Genomic DNA, 20923 nt, shown 5'->3' with positions numbered 1-20923 from the left:
GCCGGTCTTCTGCCGCCCGCCGGGAAAGCCTAACCGGCCGCGCGGCGCTGTCAATTCGCGCCTTGGGGCCGCGGCCGGCGCGCGCGTTTTTGGGGCTGTCGCTTGGCCCCATCGCATGGAAAGATGCGCCCCGAGGAGATTCCAATGGGCAAGACGATCCACATCCTGAACGGGCCGAACCTGAACCTGCTTGGGCAGCGTCAGCCCGAGATTTACGGCCATGACACGCTGGCCGATGTCGAGGCAGCCTGCGCCGCGGTCGCGGCCGAGCGGGGGCATGCGGTGCGGCTGTTCCAGTCCAACCATGAGGGCGAGATCGTCGAGCAGATCCACGCGGCACGACGGGACGCGGCTGCCATCGTCATCAACCCCGCCGCCTACAGCCACACATCCGTCGCGATTCTCGACGCGCTGAACACCTTTGACGGGCCGGTGATCGAGGTTCACGTCTCGAACATCCACAAGCGCGAAAGCTTTCGCCACCACTCCTATGTCTCGCTCAGGGCCGACGGGGTGATCGCGGGTTGCGGGGTCGAGGGCTACGCCCTTGCTGTGCGGCGGCTGTGTTCGTTGCTGGGATAGACCGGCGGCAACAGGCGGCCCGTCGATACGGCAAGGATCGGCAGGGCCGGAGAGACGGCCGCAAGCCAAGACAGGCTCAAGGATCAACCCTCCGCTGGGTTGGCCTACAGGCGGGCCACTGAAGGCGTCGCTGGAACCCGCAGGTTCGACGGCCCATGCCGCGCCCCCGGCCAAAGCGCGCATGATGTCAGAAAGCGGGCCGCTCGATCTGCCTGCGTTACCCGAACCCGGCCTTGTCGCAGGTGTCGATTGACGCTCTCGCTCCGGCCCATCGCGCGCAGGCACAACCACGTCCCGGGCGACCAGAGAACAGGCCATCGAGTTTCAAGCGAATTCAAGGATTGGCTCCGGCGGTAGGGATCGAACCTACGACCAATTGATTAACAGTAGTTATAGACGCGCCACGCAGCCTACGGTATAGTCCCGGGAAGGTGTCCAAGTGCCTGTAAAGGCTGGGATACTGAGGACTACACGGGGCGTTACAGAGCCCCGCCCGACTTACCCGACCTCTGCCTGCCCCGTCTTAACACCGTCTTAGCCCGCCGCCCTGAAAGGAACAAACTATGAACACACAGCCCACAAAGCTCTCAAAGGACGTTCTGGACCGCCTCCCGCCCGCCGAACGCGGCCAGTACATCGTGCGCGACACGGAGGAGCCCGGCTTCTTCGTCGTGGTAGGCGCGCGCACCAAGACCTTCACCGTGCAGGTCGATGTCGTGACCCCTCTGGGCAAGCGGCAGACCAAGAAGCGGGCGGTGGGGAAGTGGCCGGAGGTCAGCGTGGCCGACGCGCGCCGCGCCGCCCGGGAGGCCAAGGTTGAGATCACCCGAGAGGGCGGCGGGCGCGAGGGCGGGGCGCTGACCTTCGGTGCGGCATGGGTCGAGCTGCGCGCGGCGATGGAGCAGGACGTGGCCGCAGGGCGGCGCAGCGCCGCGACCGTGCGCGGCTACGACTACTGCTACAGGCTCCTCTCCGACTGGGAAAAGACCCCGCTGGCAAAGCTGTCCGACAACGCGACCGAGGTGCGCAAGCGGCACCGCGAGCTCACCGCCCAGAGCGGGCCGTCATCCGCAAACGGGGCGATGGTGTTCCTGCGGCGCGTCTACAACTACGCGCGCAAGCGGCGGCTGGACCCGAAGCTGCCCCACTTCAACCCGGTTGACTCCATCGACTTCAACCCCCAGCGCCGCCGCGACACGGCCATGTCGGCATCGGAGCTGGCGGGGTGGTACAAAAAGCTGCTGGCGCTGCCCAACCCGGTGCGGCGCGAATTTCACCTGTTTTGCCTCTTGTCTGGGTCGCGGCCCGGGGCGCTGACCGTCGCGCGGTGGGAACACCTCGACATGCGGCGGCGCGTCCTGCACGTGCCCCTGCCCAAGGGGGGCGAGCGCCGGGCCTTCGACATGCCGCTGTCACGCGCGATGCTGGCCTGCCTCGCCCGGGCGCGGCGGGCGGGCCGGATGGTCAACTCCGTGAACGCCGCTGAGTGGATATTCCCGGGCGAGGGGGCGCGGTCCCACCGTGCCGACTTCGCAGGCCACATCGTCGCGTACCAAGAGGACCGCGAGGCGCTGCCCAAGTACGGCGGGGACCTGCGCCAGACCTACAAGACCCTGTCGCCCGAGGCGGGGCTGTCCAAGACTGACGTGATGATCCTCATGAACCATGCCGATGGCGACGTGAGCGACGGATACATGACGCGCTCCAAGGTGGCCGAGGACTACCTGCGCGGCCAGCAGGAGGCCATGAGCCGGTACATCATGGCGGCGCTGAAGCGGTGACGAGTCACTGGCCCGGCTCGCAGAAAGTCTTGCGTGACAACAATGTGGGGCTTTACCGGGCCGGGCCACGGCGCTATGCTGAGCCACTGACTAGGTAACTGCGCTGGCTGGCTGGGGTGTGCCACGCGCGGGGAGCGCCAGCAAGCAAATGGCGCGGGGCAACCCAGTGGGCGCGCGCGCCGATGCCCTGTCACCAACCTGACCGCCCGCTAGCGGTCTGAATTGGTGACTACCATGAATCCAGACATTGACGACATCGTGCGCCGCGTCGTCGCGCGCGTGAAGGATGAGCTTGTGACGCCCGAGTGGCTCACGCCGGATCAGGCTGCCGTCTACTGCGGCCTGACCACGCGGGGCCTTGAGGACCTGCGATACCGGCGGGTGGGGCCGGTGGCCTCCAAGGTCGGGGGCCGCATCGTGCGCTACCGCCGTGCCGACCTCGACGCTTGGCTTGAAGCGGGGCGCGGAGCATGAGCGGGGGGAACGAGAAACGCCCCCCGCTGGGGACGGGGGGCGCAGAGGATCAGGACCGGACGGGTCACCAGAACATCATCAACGGGGATACTATAACCCCGGATGATGCCGGAGCCGACCAAAATTCCTTGTTGACGTTCCTGCTGGGCTGGTCGGAAAGCGGCCCGTGGTGGCCTGCTGCAATGAAGCCGGACAAGGCCCCAGTGGTGCAGACCTTCACCGACCCGGCCAAGCTGGCCGAATGGCTGGCCCCGCGCATCGGGCATGAGAACCTGTACTTCCACGTCAACGACCTCTCGCCCGGCGTGGATAAGATGGCCGAGAAGGAGGACGTGACCCGCATCCGGGGTGCCCACGTTGACATCGACCCGCGCCCCATCGAGGGCGGGCCGGATGGCAGGACCCCCGAGGAACTGGCCGCACACTATGCCGCCGAACATGCCCGCATCCTCCGTCTGGTGACTGACCAGCCGCGCGAGGGCGAGACCGGCTGGCCCGAGGGGCTTGAGCGCCCGACCGTGATCGTGGACAGCGGCGGCGGCTTCCAGTGTTTCTGGCTCTATGGGGATGACGAGGAGGTGCCGCCCGATCTGGCCGATGGCATCAACCGCGCCATCGCCGCCCTTGTCGGCGGTGACGACAATGTAGCCAACGTCAACCGGATCATGCGCCTGCCCGGCGCAGTGAACGTGCTGAGCAAGTCGAAGCGCGCGAAGGGCCGCACCCCGGCCCGGACCCGGCTTGTCTGGGCTGACTGGTCACGCCGGTTCCGGGTGGCCGACCTCCCCGCGCCCGTTAAGCCCAAAGAGGCGAAGGCAGGCGGCGCAGCGGGCAGGGTGGTGATCTCCAAGGACCTGCCCAAGGTCGAAAGCCTTGATGACCTTCCCGCTGCCGTGGACGCCCGGACGCGGATGCTGATCGTGAACGGCGATGATCCTGACGACCCGGCGCGCTACCCGTCGCGGTCTGAGGTGTTGTTCGCGGTCCTCTGTGCGATGGTGCGCGCCGGGGTGGCCGACGATGTGATGGCGGCGGTGATCCTTGACCCGGACCACGGGATTTCCGCTCACGTCCTAGAACAGCCCCGGCCCCATGACTATGCCCAGAGACAGATCCAGCGGGCGCATGACGAGGCGGTTGACCCGCACCTTGCTGAGCTGAATTCCAAGCACATCGTCATCGAGAGCATGGGCGTGTCGGCCAAGTGCCGGATCATGGAGCGGCTGCCGACCCCGGACGGCAGGGGCGTCGTGGCCTTCCAGTCCTTCGAGGACTTCCGCAACCGCTACATGCACCGGTCGGTGGTCGTGGGCCGGGACAAGGAGGGGAACGATGTGAAGATGCCCCTCGGCAAGTGGTGGCTCCAGAACGCGGCCCGCCGCCAGCACAAGACGCTGGTGTTCCTGCCCGGTGGCGGCGAGATCATGGACGGCGACCAGTTCAACCTCTGGCAGGGCTTCGGGGTCCAGCCGAAGGCGGGCGACTGGTCGCTGATGAAGCAGCACATCCACGAGGTCCTGGCAGGCGGTGTCGAGGCGAACGCCGACTACATCGTCAAGTGGGCAGCCTATGCGGTGCAGCACCCGGACAGGCCCGCCGAGGCTGCGGTTGTCTTCCGTGGCGACCTCGGGACCGGCAAGGGTGCCTTCGGCAGGGCCATGCTGCGCATCTTCGGGCGGCACGGCGTCAGGACGCAGGGTGCAGCCGTCCTCGACAACCGCTTCAACGTCCACCTGCGCGACTGCTGCCTGCTCTTTGCCGATGAGGTCGATTGGGACAACCGCCGCAGCTCATCTCAGCTGAAGGGGATGGTGACGGAGGAGAGCCTGTTCATCGAGCCGAAGGGCGTGGACGCAACGAACCAGCCCAACTACCTGCACATCATCATCGCCTCGAACAACGAATGGGTCATCCCTGCCGCGCCGGGCGAGCGCCGCTTTGCCGCCTTCCACGTCTCGCCGCACAGGAAGGACGACAAGGCGTACTTCAACGCGCTGTTCGCTGAGATGGACGGCGGGGGCCTAGCGGCCATGTTGCACGACCTGCTGGCGATGGACCTGACCGGATGGCACCCGCGCTGGAACATCCCGCAGACGGGCGAGCTGTCCGCGCAGAAGCTGGCAGGGCTGACGGGGGCGGACGCCATCGCGCGCGAGGTGCTGATGGGCGCGGTCGGGGCCGGTGTAGAGAGGCCCACGAAGGGTGCTGACCGGGCCATCATGGTGCGCCCCCTGATCCGCTGGGCCATCGACAACCGGGTGGTGTCAGCCGACCCGGGAGAGCGCAGGATGACCGACGCGCTCAAGCGGATGGGATGCGAGCGGCGCAAGCTGACCTTCCAGAACGTGGGGCAGAGGTCGGCGTGGGCCCTCCCGCCGCTGGCCGAGGCGCGGGCGACGTGGGCCGAGAACCTCGGGCTGACTGTCGATTGGCCGGATGACGAGGACTGGTCGGACTTCCCCGGCTGAAGGAGCTATCCCGGTCGGCGCGCAACTATCCCGGTCGCGCGATGGACCGGGATAGCGTAACGCCCTGAAAATGTGGCGACTATCCCGGTTATCCCGATTATCCCTGTAAAAAATCGCGGAGGCTCGCGGCTGTGCCCCCGCCCAGAGGGGCAGCCCTCCCGGCGCTTCTGTCTCTACTCTATTTTTCCGGGATAATCAGGATAATCAGGATAGTAGTAGGAAATACATACACTTACGCTATCCCGGTTCTATCCCGATTATCCCGGTCGGCCTGGGGTGTGATGGTTCCCGTCCCTCTGGGCGGGGGGCACAGCAACACGGACCTGTCGCCGGACAAAAAGGAAATGCCGCCCAACAAGCCTTCGGCCCGGCCTTCGCCGCCGCCGCGCGGTATCCTCGGGCGAGATGCCAGCAGAGGAGTTTTGGCGATGGGGAATGCGAAGGTGAAGGTGCGGCCCGACAGCCGGGCGGGGCGTGTGATCGTTTTCATGCTCGACAGGTGCGAGGTGCCGAGGATGCCCAACTTGGACTCAGGCAAGATGACCTTCGGGGGAGCGTGGGACGACAGGCGCGACTACCGCTCCCGCCTTCGCCCGGGTATGGGTGTGGTCGATGCCGAGAGCCTCGTGTCCCTTGCCGCTGATAGCTGGGGCTTGGATGCGCGTGTCCACGACGCGCCGGAGGTCCGCCGGTACCTGTCTCTCTTGGGCAGGAATGAGGGGTGGCTTCACGACACAATTTACGAGGATGCCGTGGTGCTCTACTCGACCGCAGAGGCGCGCGGGCGCTGGATGGACGCCACGGACGGGAAGCATGACTTCCCGTCTTGGTGTCCGCCGCGCTGGCGCCTCTCGGACGGGACGCTGGCAGGCGAACCGCCCCTCGGGAAAATCCTCGCGCGTGGAACCTGACCCGCCCGGAAATCGGTATCCCCGGCCAGCCGATTTCCTCCACCTTCTCAATCCCCGTTTCGGCCCCGCGCGCCGCCCGTCCATCGGAGGGTTTCCGGGCTAGACGGCTTCCAGATGTTCCGCGTATGTTCCTCCCCGGATACAACCTAAGGGAGAGCAAGAAATGGAGAACAACAAGCCGCGCCGTGTCGCATTCTATGTGCGTGTCTCGACTGGGCACCAATCGACGGAAGTCCAGACCATGCGGCTGCGCGAGGTCGCGGCCCGGGCCAACTGGGATGTTGTCGCGGTCTATGATGAAACCGCCTCGGGCATCGCCCGCAAGCGGACGGCGCTTGAGAAGATGATGGCTGACGCCCGGCGGCGGCGCTTCGACATGGTTGCCGCCGTGGACGTGTCGCGCCTCGGGCGCAGCCTGCATCAGCTTGCCGGGCTGTTCGAGGAGCTGCACCAGATCGGGTGCGACCTCTACCTTGACCGTGAAGCCGTCGATACGTCTACGGCGGCGGGACGCGCCCTCCTCGGCATGGCGTCGGTGTTCGCGTCATTCGAGCGCGAGATGATCGCAGAGCGGACCCATGCGGGCCTTGCCCGGGCGAGGGCGCGGGGCAGCCGATTTGGGCGGCCACCGACCGGCGACGGCACATGCGAGGCTATCCGGTCCCTCCGGTCGCAGGGCCTCGGCATCAACAAAATCGCCGCTGAATTGAAGGTCGGAAAGTCGGTGGTGCAGCGGATCGCAGATGAGATGAAGGCGGAGGCCACAGCATGACAGATGAATCCAAGCCCGAGCTGCCGTCGCGGCGCGTCGTGAACGCAGAGGGCAAGAGCGAATGGCGGGTTGGCCGCCGGGGGTTGAAGGTGGTGGAGGAGCTGGCCGCCCGGGGCGTCGCAATCCCGACCATCGCCAAGGCCCTGCGCATGGGCAAGGAGACGTTCCGGCGCGTCCGCGACCGCCAGCCCGAGGTTCAGGAGGCGCTGGACCGGGGCCGGGCGATTGAGCATGACCGCCTCGTTGCCAAGCTGCACGAGCTGGCGATGGACGGCAACGTGACCGCCGTGATCTTTGCCTTGAAGGCCCGTCACTCCTACCGCGAGGGTGAGCCCTTGGAGGGCGGCGGCAGCGCCGTGCAGGTCAACATCAACCTGCCCTCCGCCATGACGCCCGAGGATTACCGCAAGATGGTGGACGTGACGCCGAAGGGTGACGGCTAGGGCATCGCCGCCGCGACCTCGGCAGTCACGTCGCGGACCCCGGGGGCGGACCACACGTCCTCCCGCAGGATGAATTTGTGGCTGTTGGTGTGGGCGACGTAGGTTGACCTTGCCTCCACTACATCACGCGGGATCAGCGCCGCCCTGACCACGCAGAAGTCATCATCGAAGATCACGCCCGCCAGCACGTCGAAGTGCCCGCCCGCGAGGTCGCGGATGGCCGACAGCTGGCGCGACGGGTTGCGCCGGTGGACCCGCCGCCCCTTGATCTGGAAGCGCGTCCCGTCCGGCCCGGTCGCATCATATCCCCGCTCAGAGTTCGGGGCCTGAGTCCAGCCGAAGGCGGCGCAGAACAGGTGTTCGGCAAGGTCGCCGGTCGGGTTGTTGGCACTGCGCACGACGCCCCGCGTCCGCAGCTCCTCGCCTATCTGGGCATGGAGCGCGAGGAGTTCGGCGGCGGTCAGTTGGGCAAGGTCAGGCAACAAGTATCTCCCGGGGCGGCATGTCACTGGTTCGGCTATACTATCCCCATGATGCACAACACCGCCACCATCGACATTGCGCCGACGCCGTTTCAGGCGCGCGTCCTGTCGCTGCCCCTCGAATGGGACCTGCTGCTGGACGGCGGGCGCGGCGGCGGCAAGACCTATGCCGTCATCCTTGAGGTTTTCCGCCGTGCCGAGCAGTGGGGCGCGCAGTCGCGGACCCTCATCACCCGCCGGACACAGGGCGCGCTGTCGGAGCTGGAGCACGAGCTGCTGTCCATCTTCCGGCTGAGGTACGGTACAGCCGCCCGCCACAACGCCAACGAGCACGTGTTCCGGCTGCCGAACGGGGCCTATGTCGAGCTGCGCAACCTTGAGAGCCACAAGGACCTGCTGCCCCTACAGGGCAAGAGCTTCGACTGCATCGTGGCGGAGGAGGTCGGGCAGTATGCCGACCTGAGCATGTTCGACTTCCTGCGCGGCTGCCTGCGGTCAGCGTCGGGCGTCCCCTGCCGCTTCATCATGACCGCCAACCCCGGCGGGCCGGGCCATGCGGTGATCGCCAAGCGCTTCATCTTCGGTCGCCCCGCTTGGGCACCCGTCACCGACCCCGTGTCGGGCCGCACCTACATCCGCTGCCCGTCGAAGCTGACCGACAACCCCCGGCTGCCCAGCGAGTACGGCGCGCAGCTTGCGGCAATCGCCAAGGTTGACCCGGGCCTTGCGCAGGCATGGATTGACGGCGACTGGACCGCCGTTGCCGGGGACTACTTCGGTGGCGTGTTCGATGAGGCCCGCAACATCGTGGCCCCGCCGGACCCTGCCGACCGCCCGTTCAGCCGCCCGGTTGACTGGGCCGTCCGGTACTCGTGCGACTGGGGCACCACGGCCCCGGCGGTGGTGCTGTTCGCCGGAATATCCCCGGGGGCGGAGGTGTCGGGCACCTTCATGCCGAAGGGGTCCTTCTTCATCTTCGATGAGGTTCACACCGCGTATCCAGATGACCTGAACCGGGGGACGCGCGCGCCGGTCTCGGAGGTCGCGTCGGACATCCTCGAAACCCTCGCCCGGTGGCGCATCCCCGCGCACCGCGCCTCAGGCATCCTAGACTGCGCGCAGTTCGCATCGCAGGCGTCCGACCAGGCGGCGGTGTCCGAGCTGTTCCGGCGCGAGGGCGTCCACTTCTGGCCGTCCGTCAAGGGGCGGCGGACGCTGCGCCTGCCGAAGCTGCGCGAGATGATGCAGGCGGCGGGCAGCGGCACCCGGCCCGGGCTCTACGTCTCCGCCCGCTGCGCCTACTTCCTGAACACGGTGCCGTACCTGGGCCGGTCGCAGCGCAACCCCGAGGACTGTCAGACCGATGGCCCCGACCATGCGCTTGACGCCTGTTCCTACCTCGTCAGCACCGACCCGCCGCGCCTGATCCGCCGGGTGCTGTAGCCGTGGCCGAGACGCGCGCGGAGGCATACGACACGGCGGCGGGGCTGCTCAGGAACCTAGGTTTCAGCGCCCATGTTGACCCGGCCTTCAAGCCGCCCGGCGCGGCGCGGCCCGTCGCCGCCATCGTGACGTGCGCGCCCGACCTGATCTTGGGCTATGCGATTGCGGTCACGGCCACCGACCCCGAGGCGCACCTCCCCGCGCAGCGGGCGAAGGTTGCCCGCGCCGCGCCCTACAAGGCAGGTGACCCCCTATGGGCGCACTGGGCTGACAACAACGAATAGGCCGCGACCGCCCAACACAACCCAAGGTATAGTCGGGGCGAAGGTGTGCCACTGGTGGTGCGCCAGAGGCAAGAGGAGCCCCGACATGGCCGAACCGGCACACGAAATCCCCCCTGACATTCCCACTGGACGGCTGCTCGGCAGGGCTGAGCTTGTCTCGCTGTCCGAGTTCGCCGCGCGGCGGGCCGCGAAGCTGGGCAAGGCCCTCGACACGCTGAACGCAGGCATCGAGGCGCGCGCCGCTGAGGCGGCGGACAGCCTCGCCCGCGCGGGCTTCGACCCCAAGGACCAGCAGGCGGCGGCGGACAAGGCCCGCGCGAAGGCGCGCGCCGAGGTCACGACGAACAGCAGCGATGCGCGCTGGGCCGACCTCCGGGAGCTTGCCGCAGCGGCGGACGGGCTGGCCCTGACCGAGGCGCTGTATGCGTCGCCGCAGGCCGTGCTTGCCCGGGCCGGTCTGGGGGACCCCCGCCGAACCGACCTCTTGAAGCAGCTCTCGGGCGCGGGACCCGCCGAGCTGCGCCAGATGGCGGCGCTGGCCGTCGCCAACAAGGATGCCGTCCTAGGGGCCGTCCTACAGACCGTGAACGACCGGCTGCCCCGGCGTGAGCGGCCCATCTCCTCGGCAGAGCTTGCCGCCGCCCTCGTGGGCGATGAGACGCGCGCCGTGCAGGCCGCAGTCGCTGGAATCAAAGCTACCGTCCAGAGGTCGCTGGTTGCCAACCGGGACTTTGAGCGGGGCCGCGCCTCGGCACTCGACAAGGTGAAGAACGCCCTGAACACCAACAAGAAGGAGGCCTGACAGTGGCCGTATTTTTAGTCCATCGGCCCCGGGGGGCTGAACACCTCAAGAACCCCGCCGCCATCCATGGTGCGCTTGTCGATGCCGTGGACGGCCCCGCCGCCATTGCGGCCGCAAACGCCCTCGCGCCGGACCTGAATGAGCCCTTTGCGGGCTACACGGCAACGCAGGTCGCGGCGACGGCGGCGGGCGGCTTCACGCCCGCCCTGATCGAGGGCGATGTGGTCGGCACCGCCTACGGCGCGAGGCGCGGGCGGTGACCCCGGAGCGTGACCGGCGGATCGTGGAGGGCTATGGCGTGGTGTTCGATGACGCCACGCGGCTCGCCCATGTCGCGCTGCTGGCTTGGGCAGCCGAACACCCGGACGGCGACGGCTGGCCCCGGCCCGCTGACGTGCAGCGCTTCGCCAAGTTCTACGGCGTCTCCGCCGCGCGCCTCGGGGGCCTTGTCGGCCTGCTGCCCCGGCGCGTCGGCAGGCGCGTGATCTGGGCCGACATGGCGCGCTCGCCCGAGGTCGGCCACCGCATGGGCATCGAGACGTTCAGCCGTGACGCCCTCGTGGGCTACGGCCTGTTCCGGGCAAGCTGGGCGCTCTTCCAGCGCGACGGCCTGACCCTGCATTGAAGGCGGGGCCGCGACCGGCCCCGCCCTTGAGCTTTCAGTTCGGCACCTTGCCAAAGCGGGGCCGGAGGTCCTCTTGGGTCAGCGCCTCCAGCGCATCCGTTGCGGCGCGCAGGCGCTCGCGCTCACCTTCCTCGGCACTGCCATTGAACCAGTCCAGCATGTAGGCCAGCGCACCGCACATCGTGGCGAGAAGTTCGGCACGGCTCAGCGGGGGTGAATGCCCCTCCCACTGTTCCAGCGTCAGCGCCGCAAGGTCTGTCAGCACCATCGCCGGTATGTCGGCATTGATGTTGCCGGGGCAGTCGGCTTCCTGAATCTCACGCCATGCAATGCGGAGGTCAGCGGCCAACTCGGCAAAGTCGGCCTCAGGTTCCCATTCGTCGTCATCGTCAGCCACGGTCGGGGGCCGATAGCCTGCAAAGTCAACAACGTCACCCATCGGGGTCTCCTTCATGGATTGAGCGCCGCCCGACACCGCGCCGGGCGGCGCGGGTTGTCAGAACGGCAGGTCATCCCCGACCGGCACGAAGTCCGGCCCGCGCAGGTCCTCGGGGTCGATGAAGATGTAGGCCCCGCCGGACCCCTCGCGGGGCTCCTTCTCGGGCAGCTCGTCCAGCGGCAGAACCTCGTCCAGCTTGCCGTGGGGATTGGTCAGGCGGACAAACTTGCCGCCGTCGCGCTCGCGCAGCCATGCCAAGGCGGACAGGCTGACCGCTGCGCCGCCCCGGGGCGAGCGGCCCTGACACCACAGGCAGATGTTGCCGTGGCCGTCCTCATAGGCATGGTGCCGTGACCCGCCGGGGCGGCGGTTGAAGTGCCGCGCGGTTGCGGCGTCGAAGGTTTGATGATCGCTCATGTGGCGTCTCCGATCTGGTCGGAGCGCTGGCAGGCGGCAGACATGCGCGTACAGCCAACACGCCAGCGCAACCGAAGTTACACTTGGTCATGTCGGCCCACCTCTGAATGCCACTGGGGAGGCGGTTACGGGCTCACGGTCAAAGCCCACCTGTCGAGAACATGGGGCTGGCCGGGCTGCATTGCAAGCACAAGTTTCCCCTGAGCAAAATGTACATGGCCTGCTATTCCTTGCCGGGCGGGGATAAGTCGGCTATCCCTAGTTCTTGAATTGTTCCAAGGGAGACAGACGCATTGGACGGCGCAGCACAGGCAACCGACACCCCCATTTCGGCGCTATCTGCCGCTGACCTTTTCCGCCGCGAGCTGTCCCCCTCGCTTGACGCCGCGCGGCGCAAGACCTTGGGCCAGTTCATGACGCCCGAGGCTGTCGCGCGCCTGCTTGCCAGCCGCTTCCGCGAGATGCCCAGCGAAGTCCGCCTCCTCGACGCCGGGGCGGGCATGGGCGCACTGACCGCCGCATTCGTCGCTGAGGCCGTCACCCGCCCAGAGCCGCCGCGATCCATCACCGTTACCTGCTTCGAGGTTGACGAGGCGATGGCCCTGATCCTTGCCCAGACCCTCGCAAACTGCGCTGACGAGTGCGCGGCGCACGGGATCAAGTTCCAGCACGAGGTGGTGCAGGATGACTACATCCTCCGGTCAGCCGAGCCGCTGCTGTCGGCTGCGGCGCGCTTCAACTGTGCGATCTTGAACCCGCCCTATGGCAAGATCAGGAGCAACTCGGGCTGGCGCGCTGCGCTGCGCTCTCAGGGCATAGAGACGGTGAACCTTTACACGGCATTCGTGGCGCTGGCCCTGCAACAGCTAGAGCCCGGCGGGCAGCTTGTCGCGATCACGCCCCGGTCATTCTGCAACGGCTCCTACTATGAGCCGTTCCGCCGCCTCCTCTTGGGCGCGTCATCGCTTGAGGCCCTGCACGTCTTTGAGTCGCGCCGCACGGCGTTCAAGGAGGATGAGGTGTTGCAGGAGAACCTCGTATTCCACGTCCGACGCGGGGGCACCCAGAACGGCGTCCTGCTGTCCACTGACCTGTCGGACGCCCGCGAGGTGCCCTTCGGTGAGATCGTCCGGCCCGGTGACGCCCATGCCTTCATCCGGCTGCCCACCGGCGGCGCGACGGCGGCGGACCTGATCCAGTCGCTTCCATGCAACCTTGCCGACCTCGGGCTGACCGTATCAACCGGGCGCGTCGTGGACTTCCGGGCGAAGGAACACCTGCGCCGCGACCCGGGGCCGGACACCGTGCCGCTGATCTACCCGGGGCACTTCGACGGCGGGGAAATCCGCTGGCCGAGGGAGGCGTTCAAGAAACACAACGCGCTGGCCGACTGCCCAGAGACGGCGAACCTGATGGTGCCCGGCGGAACCTACGTCCTGACAAAGCGCTTCACCGCCAAAGAGGAGCGGCGGCGCGTGGTCGCGTCGGTCTACCGGGGCGAGCGGGCCGGGTTTGAGAACCACCTCAACTACTTCCACGAGCGGGGCGCAGGGCTGCCCGAGGTGCTGGCAGACGGGCTTGCCCGATACCTGAACAGCGAGGCGGTGGACACCTACTTCCGCATCTTCTCGGGCCACACGCAGGTCAACGCCACCGACCTGCGCAACCTGCACTACCCGACGCGGGCGCAGCTAGAGGCGCTTGCACGTGCCGAGGACGTGGAGGCCGCAATCGCGGGCTTCTAGCCCTCCACGAGGAGGTGCTTGGCAGGGTCTGACTGGATCCAGATGTAGGTGCCGACCGCGACGTTGCCGTGGGCCGACTGCCTTGCAGCCGCTTCACGCCATGTCCGGTAGGTGGTCGTGAATCCCACGCCCGACTTGCCGCAGCGCGCCGCCATGCGATCCATCTGGGCAACCTTGTGGAAGTCCACTTCGCCGTCGCTGGTTACGGCTTCGATGACCCAAAGGTGGTCCGTCTCAGGGTGCCAAAGCAGGGCGTCGGGCATGGCATCCTCAAGGGTGAGGGTCACGCCCGCCGCAGCCATCTTCTCGCGCTCCTCGGGCGACACCCGGTCACCGTCGCTGTCGTCAATGTAGAGGACTTCATAGCCGGGAAGGAAGCGCGCAGCATAGTGGTCAACGCTTGCCCGGATCAGGTCGGCATGGCCGCTGTCCACCAGCTTGCGCGAAGCCTCCTCCATCGCAGCTTGGAAGGCCCGGCGACCCCGCGCGGCATCCTCGCCCGCCCATGCAGCGAGCATGTCACGCCATTCGGGCTCCGGTGCCTTCAGTATGGCGACAAACTCTGCATTCAGCCGGTAGCAGGAGTTGGGCGACTTCGCCTTGACGTGGCCAGCGATCATCTCCCCGTCAACGAGCGTCATGGCCTCTATCGCGCCCAGCTCTCGCAGCGGCTTGATCCAGTAGTCCCGGCCCTCGCGGTCCAGCTTGCCGTTGCCACGTTGCAAGATGCCGATGTGACAGGCGAGGTGGGCCGTGGTCGCGCCGTCCGCGACCCGGGTGCCCTGACGTGTCTTGGCGAACCAGCTTGGCGTTTCATCGTCCAGCAGCGCAAACACGCCGTCAACGAGGTCCGCATTGGTGCCCAGAGCAAGCGCCGTGAGAACCTCAGCGATCTTCGCCCGGCTCACCCCTTGCAGGGCGTCGGGCACCGGCGGGCTTCCTGCCTCAATGCGCTGATTCCTGATTGCCAAGACCTTGTCATGCAGCGCCAATGCCAATTCCCCCGATGCACCCTAGAATGTGCAAGGGATACAGCAGCTTGTCGGGGATGTGAACCTAAGACGGAAAAAGCGCCCGCAGGGGGCGCTCTCCGTCCTAGAACCCGTCTTAGCCTTCCGTCTTAGGAGGCTCGCGGGCCGTAAGTATCTGATTTATTGGCTCCGGCGGTAGGGATCGAACCTACGACCAATTGATTAACAGTCAACTGCTCTACCGCTGAGCTACGCCGGAACACGGGCGCCGTATAACAAGACGGTTTCGCCGCGTCCAGAGGGTTGCGTGAGAAATCTGCTTTCCGCTTACAGCCGGCGCCAGCACCCGTCGACGCTGATTGCATCATCCGGAGCAGCCAGGGATTTATCCGCCATCTCAATGAGATGCGCCAGGACGTTGCGGGTGGCGGCAGGCAGCAGGGCGGGGGGCGTGTCGGTGTAGATCGCCCGCGCAATCTGCGCGGCCGTGGCCGGGCCTGCGGCAATCGCGTTCGCGATCTGGGCCGCGCGCTTGCGCCGATGCGCGGTCAGTTCGGCGATGCGGGCGGCGCCGTCGGGCACCGGCGCGCCGTGGCCGGGGAACAGCACCCTCTCGGGCCTGGCGGCGAGCAGGTCGAGCGACGCCATGAAGGCGGCAAGATCGCCGTCGGGCGGCGAGACCATCGAACTGGCCCAGCCCATCACATGATCGCCGGTGAACAGCGCGTCCTCCCAGGCAAGGCAGATGTGGTTGCCCATGTGGCCCGGCGTATGCAGCACCTCGACCTGCCAGTCTTCGCCTGCGATCCTGTCGCCATGGGCCACGCAGGTGTCCGGGGCGAAATCCGCATCCACGCCCTCGCCGCCGCCAAGCCCCGCCAGACCGGCGAGATCGGCCCTGCGTCCGGCCGCGCTGTTCCCGAAGGCGAGCACCGGTGCGCCCGATGCCTGCGCCAGCGGGCGCGCCAACGGCGAATGGTCGACATGGGAATGGGTCACGAGGATATGGCTGATCGTCTCGCCGGGGTCGAGCGCGGCCATCAGCGCGTCACGATGCGCCGTGAGCGCGGGGCCGGGGTCGATCACCGCGACGCGGCCCCGGCCCAGAAGATAGGTGTTCGTGCCGCGACAGGTCATCGGCGAGGGGTTCGGTGCCAGCACGAGGCGCAGGCCGGGGCGCAGGCGGATGCAGGCGCCGGGAACGGGGTCTAAGCGGTCGTCGTCCATCGCGGTCATTCCCCTTTGCTCTCTTCCTAAGCGGGCGCGCGGCCGGTAAGGCTTTAGCATGCAGGCGGGCTGGATCAAAAGGATGCTGCCGCGGGGGCTTTATGGCCGGGCCGCGCTGATCCTGCTGGTGCCCATCGTCACGCTGCAACTGGTGGTCTCGGTCGTCTTCATTCAGCGGCACTTCGCGGATGTCACCCGTCAGATGTCGCGCGCCATCGTGCTGGAACTGGCCTATCTGGCGGAGCTGGTCGAGGAGGCGCCCGACCGGGAGGCAGCTCTGGCGCGGGCGCGGACGGTGGGCGGCCCGCTGGCGCTTTCTGTGGCGTTTCCCAAGACGGTGCCCGTGGGAGAGGCGCGGCTATTCTACGATCTTTCGGGCAAGTCGGTGACAGCGACCCTGGCCGTGGGATTGCCGGGATTTGTTGGAATCGACCTTGCCACCAGCACGCGGCTGGTGCGGGTCGGGCTGGAGACGCCGCATGGTCCGATGGAAGTGGGGTTCGACCGGCGTCGGGTCTCGGCCTCGAATCCGCATCAGCTTCTGGTGCTGATGGTGGTTACGGGCGTGCTGATGACGTTGATCGCCTATCAGTTCCTGCGAAACCAGTTGCGTCCGATCACGCGCCTTGCTGCGGCGGCCGAGGCGTTCGGCAAGGGGCGGGCGATGCCCTACAGGCCCGCGGGCGCGGCGGAGGTGCGGGCTGCCGGACGGGCCTTTCTCGACATGCGCGCGCGGATCGAGCGGCAGATCGAACAGCGCACGCTGATGCTTTCGGGCGTCAGCCACGATTTGCGTACGCCGCTGACCCGGCTCAAGCTGGAATTGTCCATGGCCGAGCAGACGCCCGAGACGGAGGCGATGCTCCGCGATCTGGCGGACATGGAGCAGATGATCGACACATTCCTCGATTTCGCCCGGTCCGAGGCGCTGGACGATCTCGGGCTTTGCGACCCGGCCGATCTGCTGCTGCGCGTCGCCGAACGGGCGCGCGGCATGGGCGGTCACTTGGAGATCGGTGACATGCCGTCCGGGCAGGACGTGTTGCTCCGCCCGCTGGCGGTCGAGCGGGCGCTGCAGAACCTCGTGAACAACGCGCTGCGCTATGGCAGCAGGGCGGCGCTGGGACTGTCGGTCAGTCCGGGGCGGGTGATCTTCACGGTCGAGGATGACGGCCCCGGCATCCCCGCGGATCGACGCGAACAGGCGCTTCAGCCGTTTCAGCGGCTCGATGCGGCGCGCGGTCAGGAGAAGGGCGGCGGGGTCGGGCTTGGTCTGGCCATCGCCTCCGACATCGCACGCGGTCATGGCGGCGAGTTGCGCCTGGGTCAAAGCACGCGGCTGGGCGGGCTGAGGGCAGAACTGGTGCTGGCGCGGTAGCGGGATGCGCCGCCGCGGCGAGGCGGCGACGCAAGGGGGCAGGGCGAGGACGCCCCGCCCGGGATCAGCCCCGGATCACGCCGCGCGGGCGCGACGACGCAGACCGGCCAGCAGCAGCAGGCCCGAGCCGAACAGCCACACACCCGCCGGCAGCGGCACCGGCGCGAGGTCGTCGCCGCCCAGCCCGCTCGCCTGCGCGATCACGCGGTAGACGGCGGTGTTGTCGATATAGGCACCGGAGTCATTGTGGGCGGTGTACTGCACGAGGCCCGGATCGATGCCGATGATCTCGCTCAGGAACAGGTCAGCGCCAGCGCCTTGGGCCCACATCAGCGTGTTCTCGTTGGTGTGGGTGCCATAGTGCCACTTGACGCCCGGCAGGTTGCCCTGGCCGTTGTTCTGGATCCCCTCGAACGCGATCGTGTCCGAGTTCGGGCCCATCGGCATGGCGTTGCCATGGTCGGTGAGCACGATCATCAGGGTTTCTTCCCAGGAAGAGAAGGTGCTGACCCAGTTGACCGCCGACGCGACGGAACGGTTGAAGTCCACCTGTTCCTCGATGATGCGGGTGGTATTGTTGGCATGCGCTGCCCAGTCGACGGCACCGCCCTCGATCATCACGAAGAAGCCGTCCTCGTCCTTGCCGAGATGGTTCAGCGCGCCCAGCGTCATGGTTTCCAGCGTGGGTACATTGGCGACAAGCGGCACCTCGAAGGCGTTGGCGCCGTTGAAATGGCCGCTGCGGTTGGCCTGCAGCGTGTCGTAGGTTTGCGCGAGGCCCAGAACCGGCCCGTCGATGACAAGCGAGCCATTGGCAAGCGCCTCGAAGCTCGCCTTGTCGTCGAAGAAGGTCATCGAGGGGGTGGCGCCGGTCACGTCGTCCCACACGCTTTTGGCGATATAGCCGCCGCCGCCGCCGGTCTCGTTGGCGAAACGCTCGCTGCCTTCGGGCCGCAGTTTGCCGTTGCTGTCATAGAGCGGGTGACCGCCGCCCATGACCAGGTCCAGCGTTCCGGTCAGCACCATCTGCTGGCTGATCTCGCCGTAATTGTTGCGGTTGATGTTCTGGGCACCGAAGGTCGCGGGCGTGGCGTGGCTGATCGGCACGCTGGAGACGACACCGACCGCCTTGCCCAGTTCATCCTTCATCTGCTGCGAGATGAAGGCCAGCGGCTGGCCGAAATCGTCGAAATCGATGGCGCTGTTATAGGATTTCTCACCGGTGGCCAGCGCGGTGCCGGCTGCGGCGCTGTCGGTATAGTCGCGCTTGATGTAGTCATAGCCCTCGAAATGGCTCGGGCGGCCGCCGAAATTGCCGTCGCTCGGCGTGGTGTCCCAGGCTTTGTCCGGGTCATAGGTGACCTGCGGCGTGCCGGTATTCGTCGGCTTGGTCGAGGTGTTGAGCGGGGTGGTGATCATGCCCAGCTTGACGTCGAAGCTGTCATAGGGCTGCTGGCCCTTCTTGCCATATTCCCAGTAGCTGGCCATGTCCCAGGTGCCCCAGGAGGCGCCGTCGGAGATGAAAAGGATCACGTTCTTGGCCGTGTCGAGGCTGGCGGCAGGAGCGGCGATCGGCGTTACGAGCGGAACACAGACCGAAGCCGCAAGGAGCGCGCGGCGGGAGATTTTGAACGACATTCTGTCCTCTTCGATGCGTTGGCGACAATGTTCACGCTGTCGGACCGAGCGCGGCTCGACCCCAGCGTGGTCGCAAGATCGTCGCGTCCTGTAAGGGAATCTCGGCACTCTGGTAACGTTTCTGCGACAATCCTGGGGCGATCGGGCAGGCCGGATTTCCCCTTGGGTAAGGCATTCGATCCAGGGCGAGGTCGGAGTGAAGGGCCGGACGGGCCGGGTGTCGCGCCGTTGCGTGAAGGGGAACAGCCGCAGTTCGACAAGTGGCCGCGGTGACCGGCCGCTGCGGCTTCGCGGGACGGTGTGGTTGAGCCGTAGGCCGACTTGCAGGCCCGGTTGGCCCTTGGTGTGACGGACATGCGCGAGAAGGTCGCGGGACTCGTGGCGTTGGCGCAGGATCGGCTATGGCAGAGGCCCAGTAGCTGGACGGTTTTCGCGATTCAGCGGCTGCAAACGCGACCGGCTGAAGCCTGGGACAGCGGGGATTTCAGAGGTTTACGATGAAGCCTCACGCAGGGAATGGCTCTGTTCGGGCCGAAGCCGGAGCCCGCAGTCGAAAAGCCGGATTCCAGCGGATCCATACCAATAAGGTTCTGATTTCGAGAATTTTTTCACGTTGTCCCGAGGCCGATTCGGCCGGATTTTTCGGCTTGCACAGCACCGACCGCCCGGGCACAACTTCCGCCAGCGGCCCCGTAGCTCAACTGGATAGAGCAGGCGACTTCTAATCGCCAGGTTGAGGGTTCGAGTCCTTCCGGGGTCGCCATGCATCCGTTTCTGCCGGATTGTCGCCTTTCCCATCAAGGGCTTGCGAAATCGTGTCCCGTTTCTGGGCTTGTGTGTCCCGTTTCATGCGCCCTCCACAAGCAGTTTGACCATGCGGCGCCGGTCTGCGGCGCGGGTGTAGCGTTCGACTTCCGACAGGCTCGTGTGGCCCGCCATGGCGGCGATCTGGTGGGTCGAGACGCCCTTTTCGGCCCAGTAGACGCAGAACGCCTTGCGAAGCCCGTGCAGCCGCGCCGCAATCCCGGCCGCCCTGGCCGCGTCGCCGAAGAAGTTGCCCAAGCCTGCGGGCGTGAAGGGCTTCCCCTTCGACGTCAGCAGGAAGGCCGGGGCAATGTCGGGCGTCCGGGCGATCACGGCCCGCAGCTCGGGCGTCAATGGCACCTCGGATAGAACGCCGGTCTTCTGGCGCCTGAAAGACAACAGGCCATCCGCGATGTTGCGGCGGCCGAGCTTCACCAGGTCCGCGCGGGCGGCGCCGGTGTAGAGCGCCAGATCGAAGACCAGCCGCTCGGTCGTCCCGACTGCCCACCGCCCCTGAAACTTCTCGATATCCTCGGCTCCGGCCGTGGCGAAGCCCTCGGATGCCGGGCGGTCGATCTTGAGCCCGCGGGTCGGATCGGTCGGAAGGAAGCGCAGCTTGTGCGCATGGGCGAAGACCTTCTTGAGCGCCTTCAGCTCGTTCACCGCGGCGTTGCCGCCCTTCGCGTAGAGCGCCGCCTCGATATCGGCGGCCGTGATGCTCGACAGCGGCCGGGCGCCTTGGGCCTTCACATAGCGGCGCAGGATCGCGGCGCGGTTCTGTTGCGTCGAAGGGGCGAGCTTCGCCCAGGCGGGGGATGCCTTGTGAAGGTCAACCGCCCAGGCGAATGTCCCGGCCTTCGGGGTCGCCGTGTTCGGGGGGCTGTGTTCCCAGCGCGCATGTTCCGCCGCCCAGGCGGCCGTCACGCGCGGATCGGTCGGGTGCAGCCCGTGAACGCCCAGGGCGATTTCCTTTTCGCCGCGCCGGTAGGAATGGAACCAGCGCCCGCGGCGCAACTTGGATCGGAGATAGGGCAGCTTCTTCATGCGCCCTCCGCCGAGAACGGCTTGCCGCGCCACTCGTCGCTGGCCGAGCTGGGGGCGTCGGGATAATCGAACGTCACGCCCTCCGGTCCGACGCGCGCGATCCGCACGCCCGGAAAAAGCTGGGCGACGGTCTCGTGAACGGCCTTGATCTGGCTCGGCGTCGGAAGGGACGGGGCGGCAACGCGCGCCATGG

The 20923-nt window shown here is 67.2% G+C and carries 22 protein-coding genes and 2 tRNA genes; 15 read left to right on the top strand and 9 right to left on the bottom strand.

Going from position 1 to position 20923, the window contains the following annotated elements; all coding sequences use genetic code 11:
• The first annotated feature begins 144 nt into the window (after positions 1-144).
• From aroQ to NHN26_RS06495, 7 genes are all read left to right on the top strand, one after another.
• Complete coding sequence (gene aroQ, locus NHN26_RS06525; RefSeq protein WP_253088698.1) at positions 145-582, top strand: type II 3-dehydroquinate dehydratase; 438 nt, start codon at positions 145-147, stop codon at positions 580-582.
• A gap of 563 nt (positions 583-1145) precedes the next feature.
• Complete coding sequence (locus NHN26_RS06520) at positions 1146-2363, top strand: tyrosine-type recombinase/integrase (RefSeq protein WP_253088697.1); 1218 nt, start codon at positions 1146-1148, stop codon at positions 2361-2363.
• Positions 2364-2597: 234 nt separating this feature from the next.
• Positions 2598-2837 carry a helix-turn-helix transcriptional regulator gene (locus NHN26_RS06515; protein ID WP_253088696.1) on the top strand — a complete coding sequence of 80 codons (240 nt, stop codon included), beginning with the start codon at positions 2598-2600 and terminating at the stop codon, positions 2835-2837.
• Between the two features lie 131 nt (positions 2838-2968).
• A complete protein-coding gene (locus tag NHN26_RS06510) occupies positions 2969-5305 on the top strand; it encodes a DUF5906 domain-containing protein (protein WP_253088695.1) in 2337 nt (778 codons plus the stop codon).
• Between the two features lie 428 nt (positions 5306-5733).
• Positions 5734-6216: a hypothetical protein gene (locus NHN26_RS06505; protein WP_253088694.1), complete on the top strand. Its 483-nt coding sequence runs from the start codon at positions 5734-5736 to the stop codon at positions 6214-6216.
• 163 nt (positions 6217-6379) lie between these two features.
• Positions 6380-6988: a recombinase family protein gene (locus NHN26_RS06500; protein ID WP_253088693.1), complete on the top strand. Its 609-nt coding sequence runs from the start codon at positions 6380-6382 to the stop codon at positions 6986-6988.
• A complete protein-coding gene (locus tag NHN26_RS06495; RefSeq protein ID WP_253088692.1) occupies positions 6985-7431 on the top strand; it encodes a hypothetical protein in 447 nt (148 codons plus the stop codon). Before NHN26_RS06500 ends, NHN26_RS06495 begins: the two co-directional genes overlap by 4 nt.
• Here the strand turns inward: NHN26_RS06495 and NHN26_RS06490 are convergent.
• Complete coding sequence (locus NHN26_RS06490) at positions 7428-7913, bottom strand: hypothetical protein (RefSeq protein WP_253088691.1); 486 nt, start codon at positions 7911-7913, stop codon at positions 7428-7430. The genes NHN26_RS06495 and NHN26_RS06490 overlap by 4 nt on opposite strands.
• 48 nt (positions 7914-7961) lie before the next feature.
• Here NHN26_RS06490 and NHN26_RS06485 point away from each other — a divergent pair, with 48 nt between their 5' ends.
• The 5 genes from NHN26_RS06485 to NHN26_RS06465 all read left to right on the top strand — a co-directional run bounded on the left by NHN26_RS06485 (position 7962) and on the right by NHN26_RS06465 (position 11067).
• Entirely contained in the window at positions 7962-9356 is a 1395-nt protein-coding gene (locus tag NHN26_RS06485; protein ID WP_253088690.1) for a phage terminase large subunit, read from the top strand.
• 2 nt (positions 9357-9358) lie between these two features.
• Positions 9359-9640 (top strand): hypothetical protein, encoded by a 282-nt coding sequence (locus NHN26_RS06480; protein WP_253088689.1) that lies wholly within the window; start codon positions 9359-9361, stop codon positions 9638-9640.
• 85 nt (positions 9641-9725) lie between these two features.
• Positions 9726-10442 (top strand): hypothetical protein, encoded by a 717-nt coding sequence (locus tag NHN26_RS06475; RefSeq protein WP_253088688.1) that lies wholly within the window; start codon positions 9726-9728, stop codon positions 10440-10442.
• 2 nt (positions 10443-10444) lie between these two features.
• Positions 10445-10702: a hypothetical protein gene (locus NHN26_RS06470; RefSeq protein WP_253088687.1), complete on the top strand. Its 258-nt coding sequence runs from the start codon at positions 10445-10447 to the stop codon at positions 10700-10702.
• Complete coding sequence (locus NHN26_RS06465) at positions 10699-11067, top strand: hypothetical protein (protein WP_253088686.1); 369 nt, start codon at positions 10699-10701, stop codon at positions 11065-11067. Before NHN26_RS06470 ends, NHN26_RS06465 begins: the two co-directional genes overlap by 4 nt.
• A 34-nt stretch (positions 11068-11101) precedes the next feature.
• Here the strand turns inward: NHN26_RS06465 and NHN26_RS06460 are convergent, their stop codons facing one another.
• Positions 11102-11506, bottom strand: a complete 405-nt coding sequence (locus NHN26_RS06460) for a hypothetical protein (RefSeq protein WP_253088685.1) — start codon at positions 11504-11506, stop codon at positions 11102-11104.
• Between the two features lie 57 nt (positions 11507-11563).
• On the bottom strand, positions 11564-11923 hold the full coding sequence (locus NHN26_RS06455; RefSeq protein ID WP_253088684.1) for a hypothetical protein: 360 nt from the start codon (positions 11921-11923) through the stop codon (positions 11564-11566).
• 293 nt (positions 11924-12216) lie between these two features.
• Here NHN26_RS06455 and NHN26_RS06450 point away from each other — a divergent pair, with 293 nt between their 5' ends.
• Complete coding sequence (locus NHN26_RS06450; protein ID WP_253088683.1) at positions 12217-13668, top strand: Eco57I restriction-modification methylase domain-containing protein; 1452 nt, start codon at positions 12217-12219, stop codon at positions 13666-13668.
• Here NHN26_RS06450 and NHN26_RS06445 read toward each other — a convergent pair.
• From NHN26_RS06445 to NHN26_RS06435, 3 genes are all read right to left on the bottom strand, one after another.
• Entirely contained in the window at positions 13665-14660 is a 996-nt protein-coding gene (locus tag NHN26_RS06445; protein WP_253088682.1) for a BsuBI/PstI family type II restriction endonuclease, read from the bottom strand. The genes NHN26_RS06450 and NHN26_RS06445 overlap by 4 nt on opposite strands.
• A gap of 163 nt (positions 14661-14823) precedes the next feature.
• A tRNA-Asn gene (locus NHN26_RS06440) sits at positions 14824-14898 on the bottom strand.
• A gap of 68 nt (positions 14899-14966) precedes the next feature.
• Complete coding sequence (locus NHN26_RS06435) at positions 14967-15875, bottom strand: MBL fold metallo-hydrolase (RefSeq protein ID WP_253088681.1); 909 nt, start codon at positions 15873-15875, stop codon at positions 14967-14969.
• 73 nt (positions 15876-15948) lie between these two features.
• Here NHN26_RS06435 and NHN26_RS06430 point away from each other — a divergent pair, with 73 nt between their 5' ends.
• The gene (locus NHN26_RS06430; protein WP_253088680.1) at positions 15949-17244 is read left to right on the top strand and encodes an ATP-binding protein; all 1296 of its coding nucleotides are present in this window, start codon (positions 15949-15951) and stop codon (positions 17242-17244) included.
• 75 nt (positions 17245-17319) lie between these two features.
• Here the strand turns inward: NHN26_RS06430 and NHN26_RS06425 are convergent, their stop codons facing one another.
• Positions 17320-18882 carry an alkaline phosphatase gene (locus NHN26_RS06425; RefSeq protein WP_253088679.1) on the bottom strand — a complete coding sequence of 521 codons (1563 nt, stop codon included), beginning with the start codon at positions 18880-18882 and terminating at the stop codon, positions 17320-17322.
• Between the two features lie 686 nt (positions 18883-19568).
• On the opposite strand from NHN26_RS06425, the gene NHN26_RS06420 reads away from it, so the two are divergent.
• Positions 19569-19645, top strand: a tRNA-Arg gene (locus NHN26_RS06420).
• An 83-nt stretch (positions 19646-19728) separates the two neighbouring features.
• Here NHN26_RS06420 and NHN26_RS06415 read toward each other — a convergent pair.
• Positions 19729-20730, bottom strand: coding sequence for a tyrosine-type recombinase/integrase (locus tag NHN26_RS06415; protein ID WP_253088678.1), 1002 nt, complete (start codon positions 20728-20730; stop codon positions 19729-19731).
• The gene (locus tag NHN26_RS06410) at positions 20727-20921 is read right to left on the bottom strand and encodes a hypothetical protein (protein WP_253088677.1); all 195 of its coding nucleotides are present in this window, start codon (positions 20919-20921) and stop codon (positions 20727-20729) included. The genes NHN26_RS06415 and NHN26_RS06410 overlap by 4 nt, the downstream gene beginning before the upstream one ends.
• Between the last annotated feature and the right edge of the window lie 2 nt (positions 20922-20923).

Source organism: Rhodovulum tesquicola, assembly GCF_024128855.1.
GTDB lineage: Bacteria > Pseudomonadota > Alphaproteobacteria > Rhodobacterales > Rhodobacteraceae > Rhodovulum > Rhodovulum tesquicola.
Note: the sequence above shows the minus strand (reverse complement) of the source record. Positions and strands in the feature narration are given on the sequence as shown.

Excerpts from the sequence above, each read along its gene's own strand:
- NHN26_RS06475 (WP_253088688.1), top strand. The coding sequence starts at position 9,726 with ATGGCCGAACCGGCACACGAAATCCCCCCTGACATTCCCACTGGACGG.
- NHN26_RS06485 (WP_253088690.1), top strand. The coding sequence starts at position 7,962 with ATGATGCACAACACCGCCACCATCGACATTGCGCCGACGCCGTTTCAG.
- NHN26_RS06500 (WP_253088693.1), top strand. The coding sequence starts at position 6,380 with ATGGAGAACAACAAGCCGCGCCGTGTCGCATTCTATGTGCGTGTCTCG.
- NHN26_RS06435 (WP_253088681.1), bottom strand. The coding sequence starts at position 15,875 with ATGACCGCGATGGACGACGACCGCTTAGACCCCGTTCCCGGCGCCTGC.
- NHN26_RS06505 (WP_253088694.1), top strand. The coding sequence starts at position 5,734 with ATGGGGAATGCGAAGGTGAAGGTGCGGCCCGACAGCCGGGCGGGGCGT.
- aroQ (WP_253088698.1), top strand. The coding sequence starts at position 145 with ATGGGCAAGACGATCCACATCCTGAACGGGCCGAACCTGAACCTGCTT.
- NHN26_RS06415 (WP_253088678.1), bottom strand. The coding sequence starts at position 20,730 with ATGAAGAAGCTGCCCTATCTCCGATCCAAGTTGCGCCGCGGGCGCTGG.
- NHN26_RS06410 (WP_253088677.1), bottom strand. The coding sequence starts at position 20,921 with ATGGCGCGCGTTGCCGCCCCGTCCCTTCCGACGCCGAGCCAGATCAAG.
- NHN26_RS06495 (WP_253088692.1), top strand. The coding sequence starts at position 6,985 with ATGACAGATGAATCCAAGCCCGAGCTGCCGTCGCGGCGCGTCGTGAAC.
- NHN26_RS06520 (WP_253088697.1), top strand. The coding sequence starts at position 1,146 with ATGAACACACAGCCCACAAAGCTCTCAAAGGACGTTCTGGACCGCCTC.
- NHN26_RS06455 (WP_253088684.1), bottom strand. The coding sequence starts at position 11,923 with ATGAGCGATCATCAAACCTTCGACGCCGCAACCGCGCGGCACTTCAAC.
- NHN26_RS06425 (WP_253088679.1), bottom strand. The coding sequence starts at position 18,882 with ATGTCGTTCAAAATCTCCCGCCGCGCGCTCCTTGCGGCTTCGGTCTGT.
- NHN26_RS06430 (WP_253088680.1), top strand. The coding sequence starts at position 15,949 with ATGCTGCCGCGGGGGCTTTATGGCCGGGCCGCGCTGATCCTGCTGGTG.
- NHN26_RS06460 (WP_253088685.1), bottom strand. The coding sequence starts at position 11,506 with ATGGGTGACGTTGTTGACTTTGCAGGCTATCGGCCCCCGACCGTGGCT.
- NHN26_RS06515 (WP_253088696.1), top strand. The coding sequence starts at position 2,598 with ATGAATCCAGACATTGACGACATCGTGCGCCGCGTCGTCGCGCGCGTG.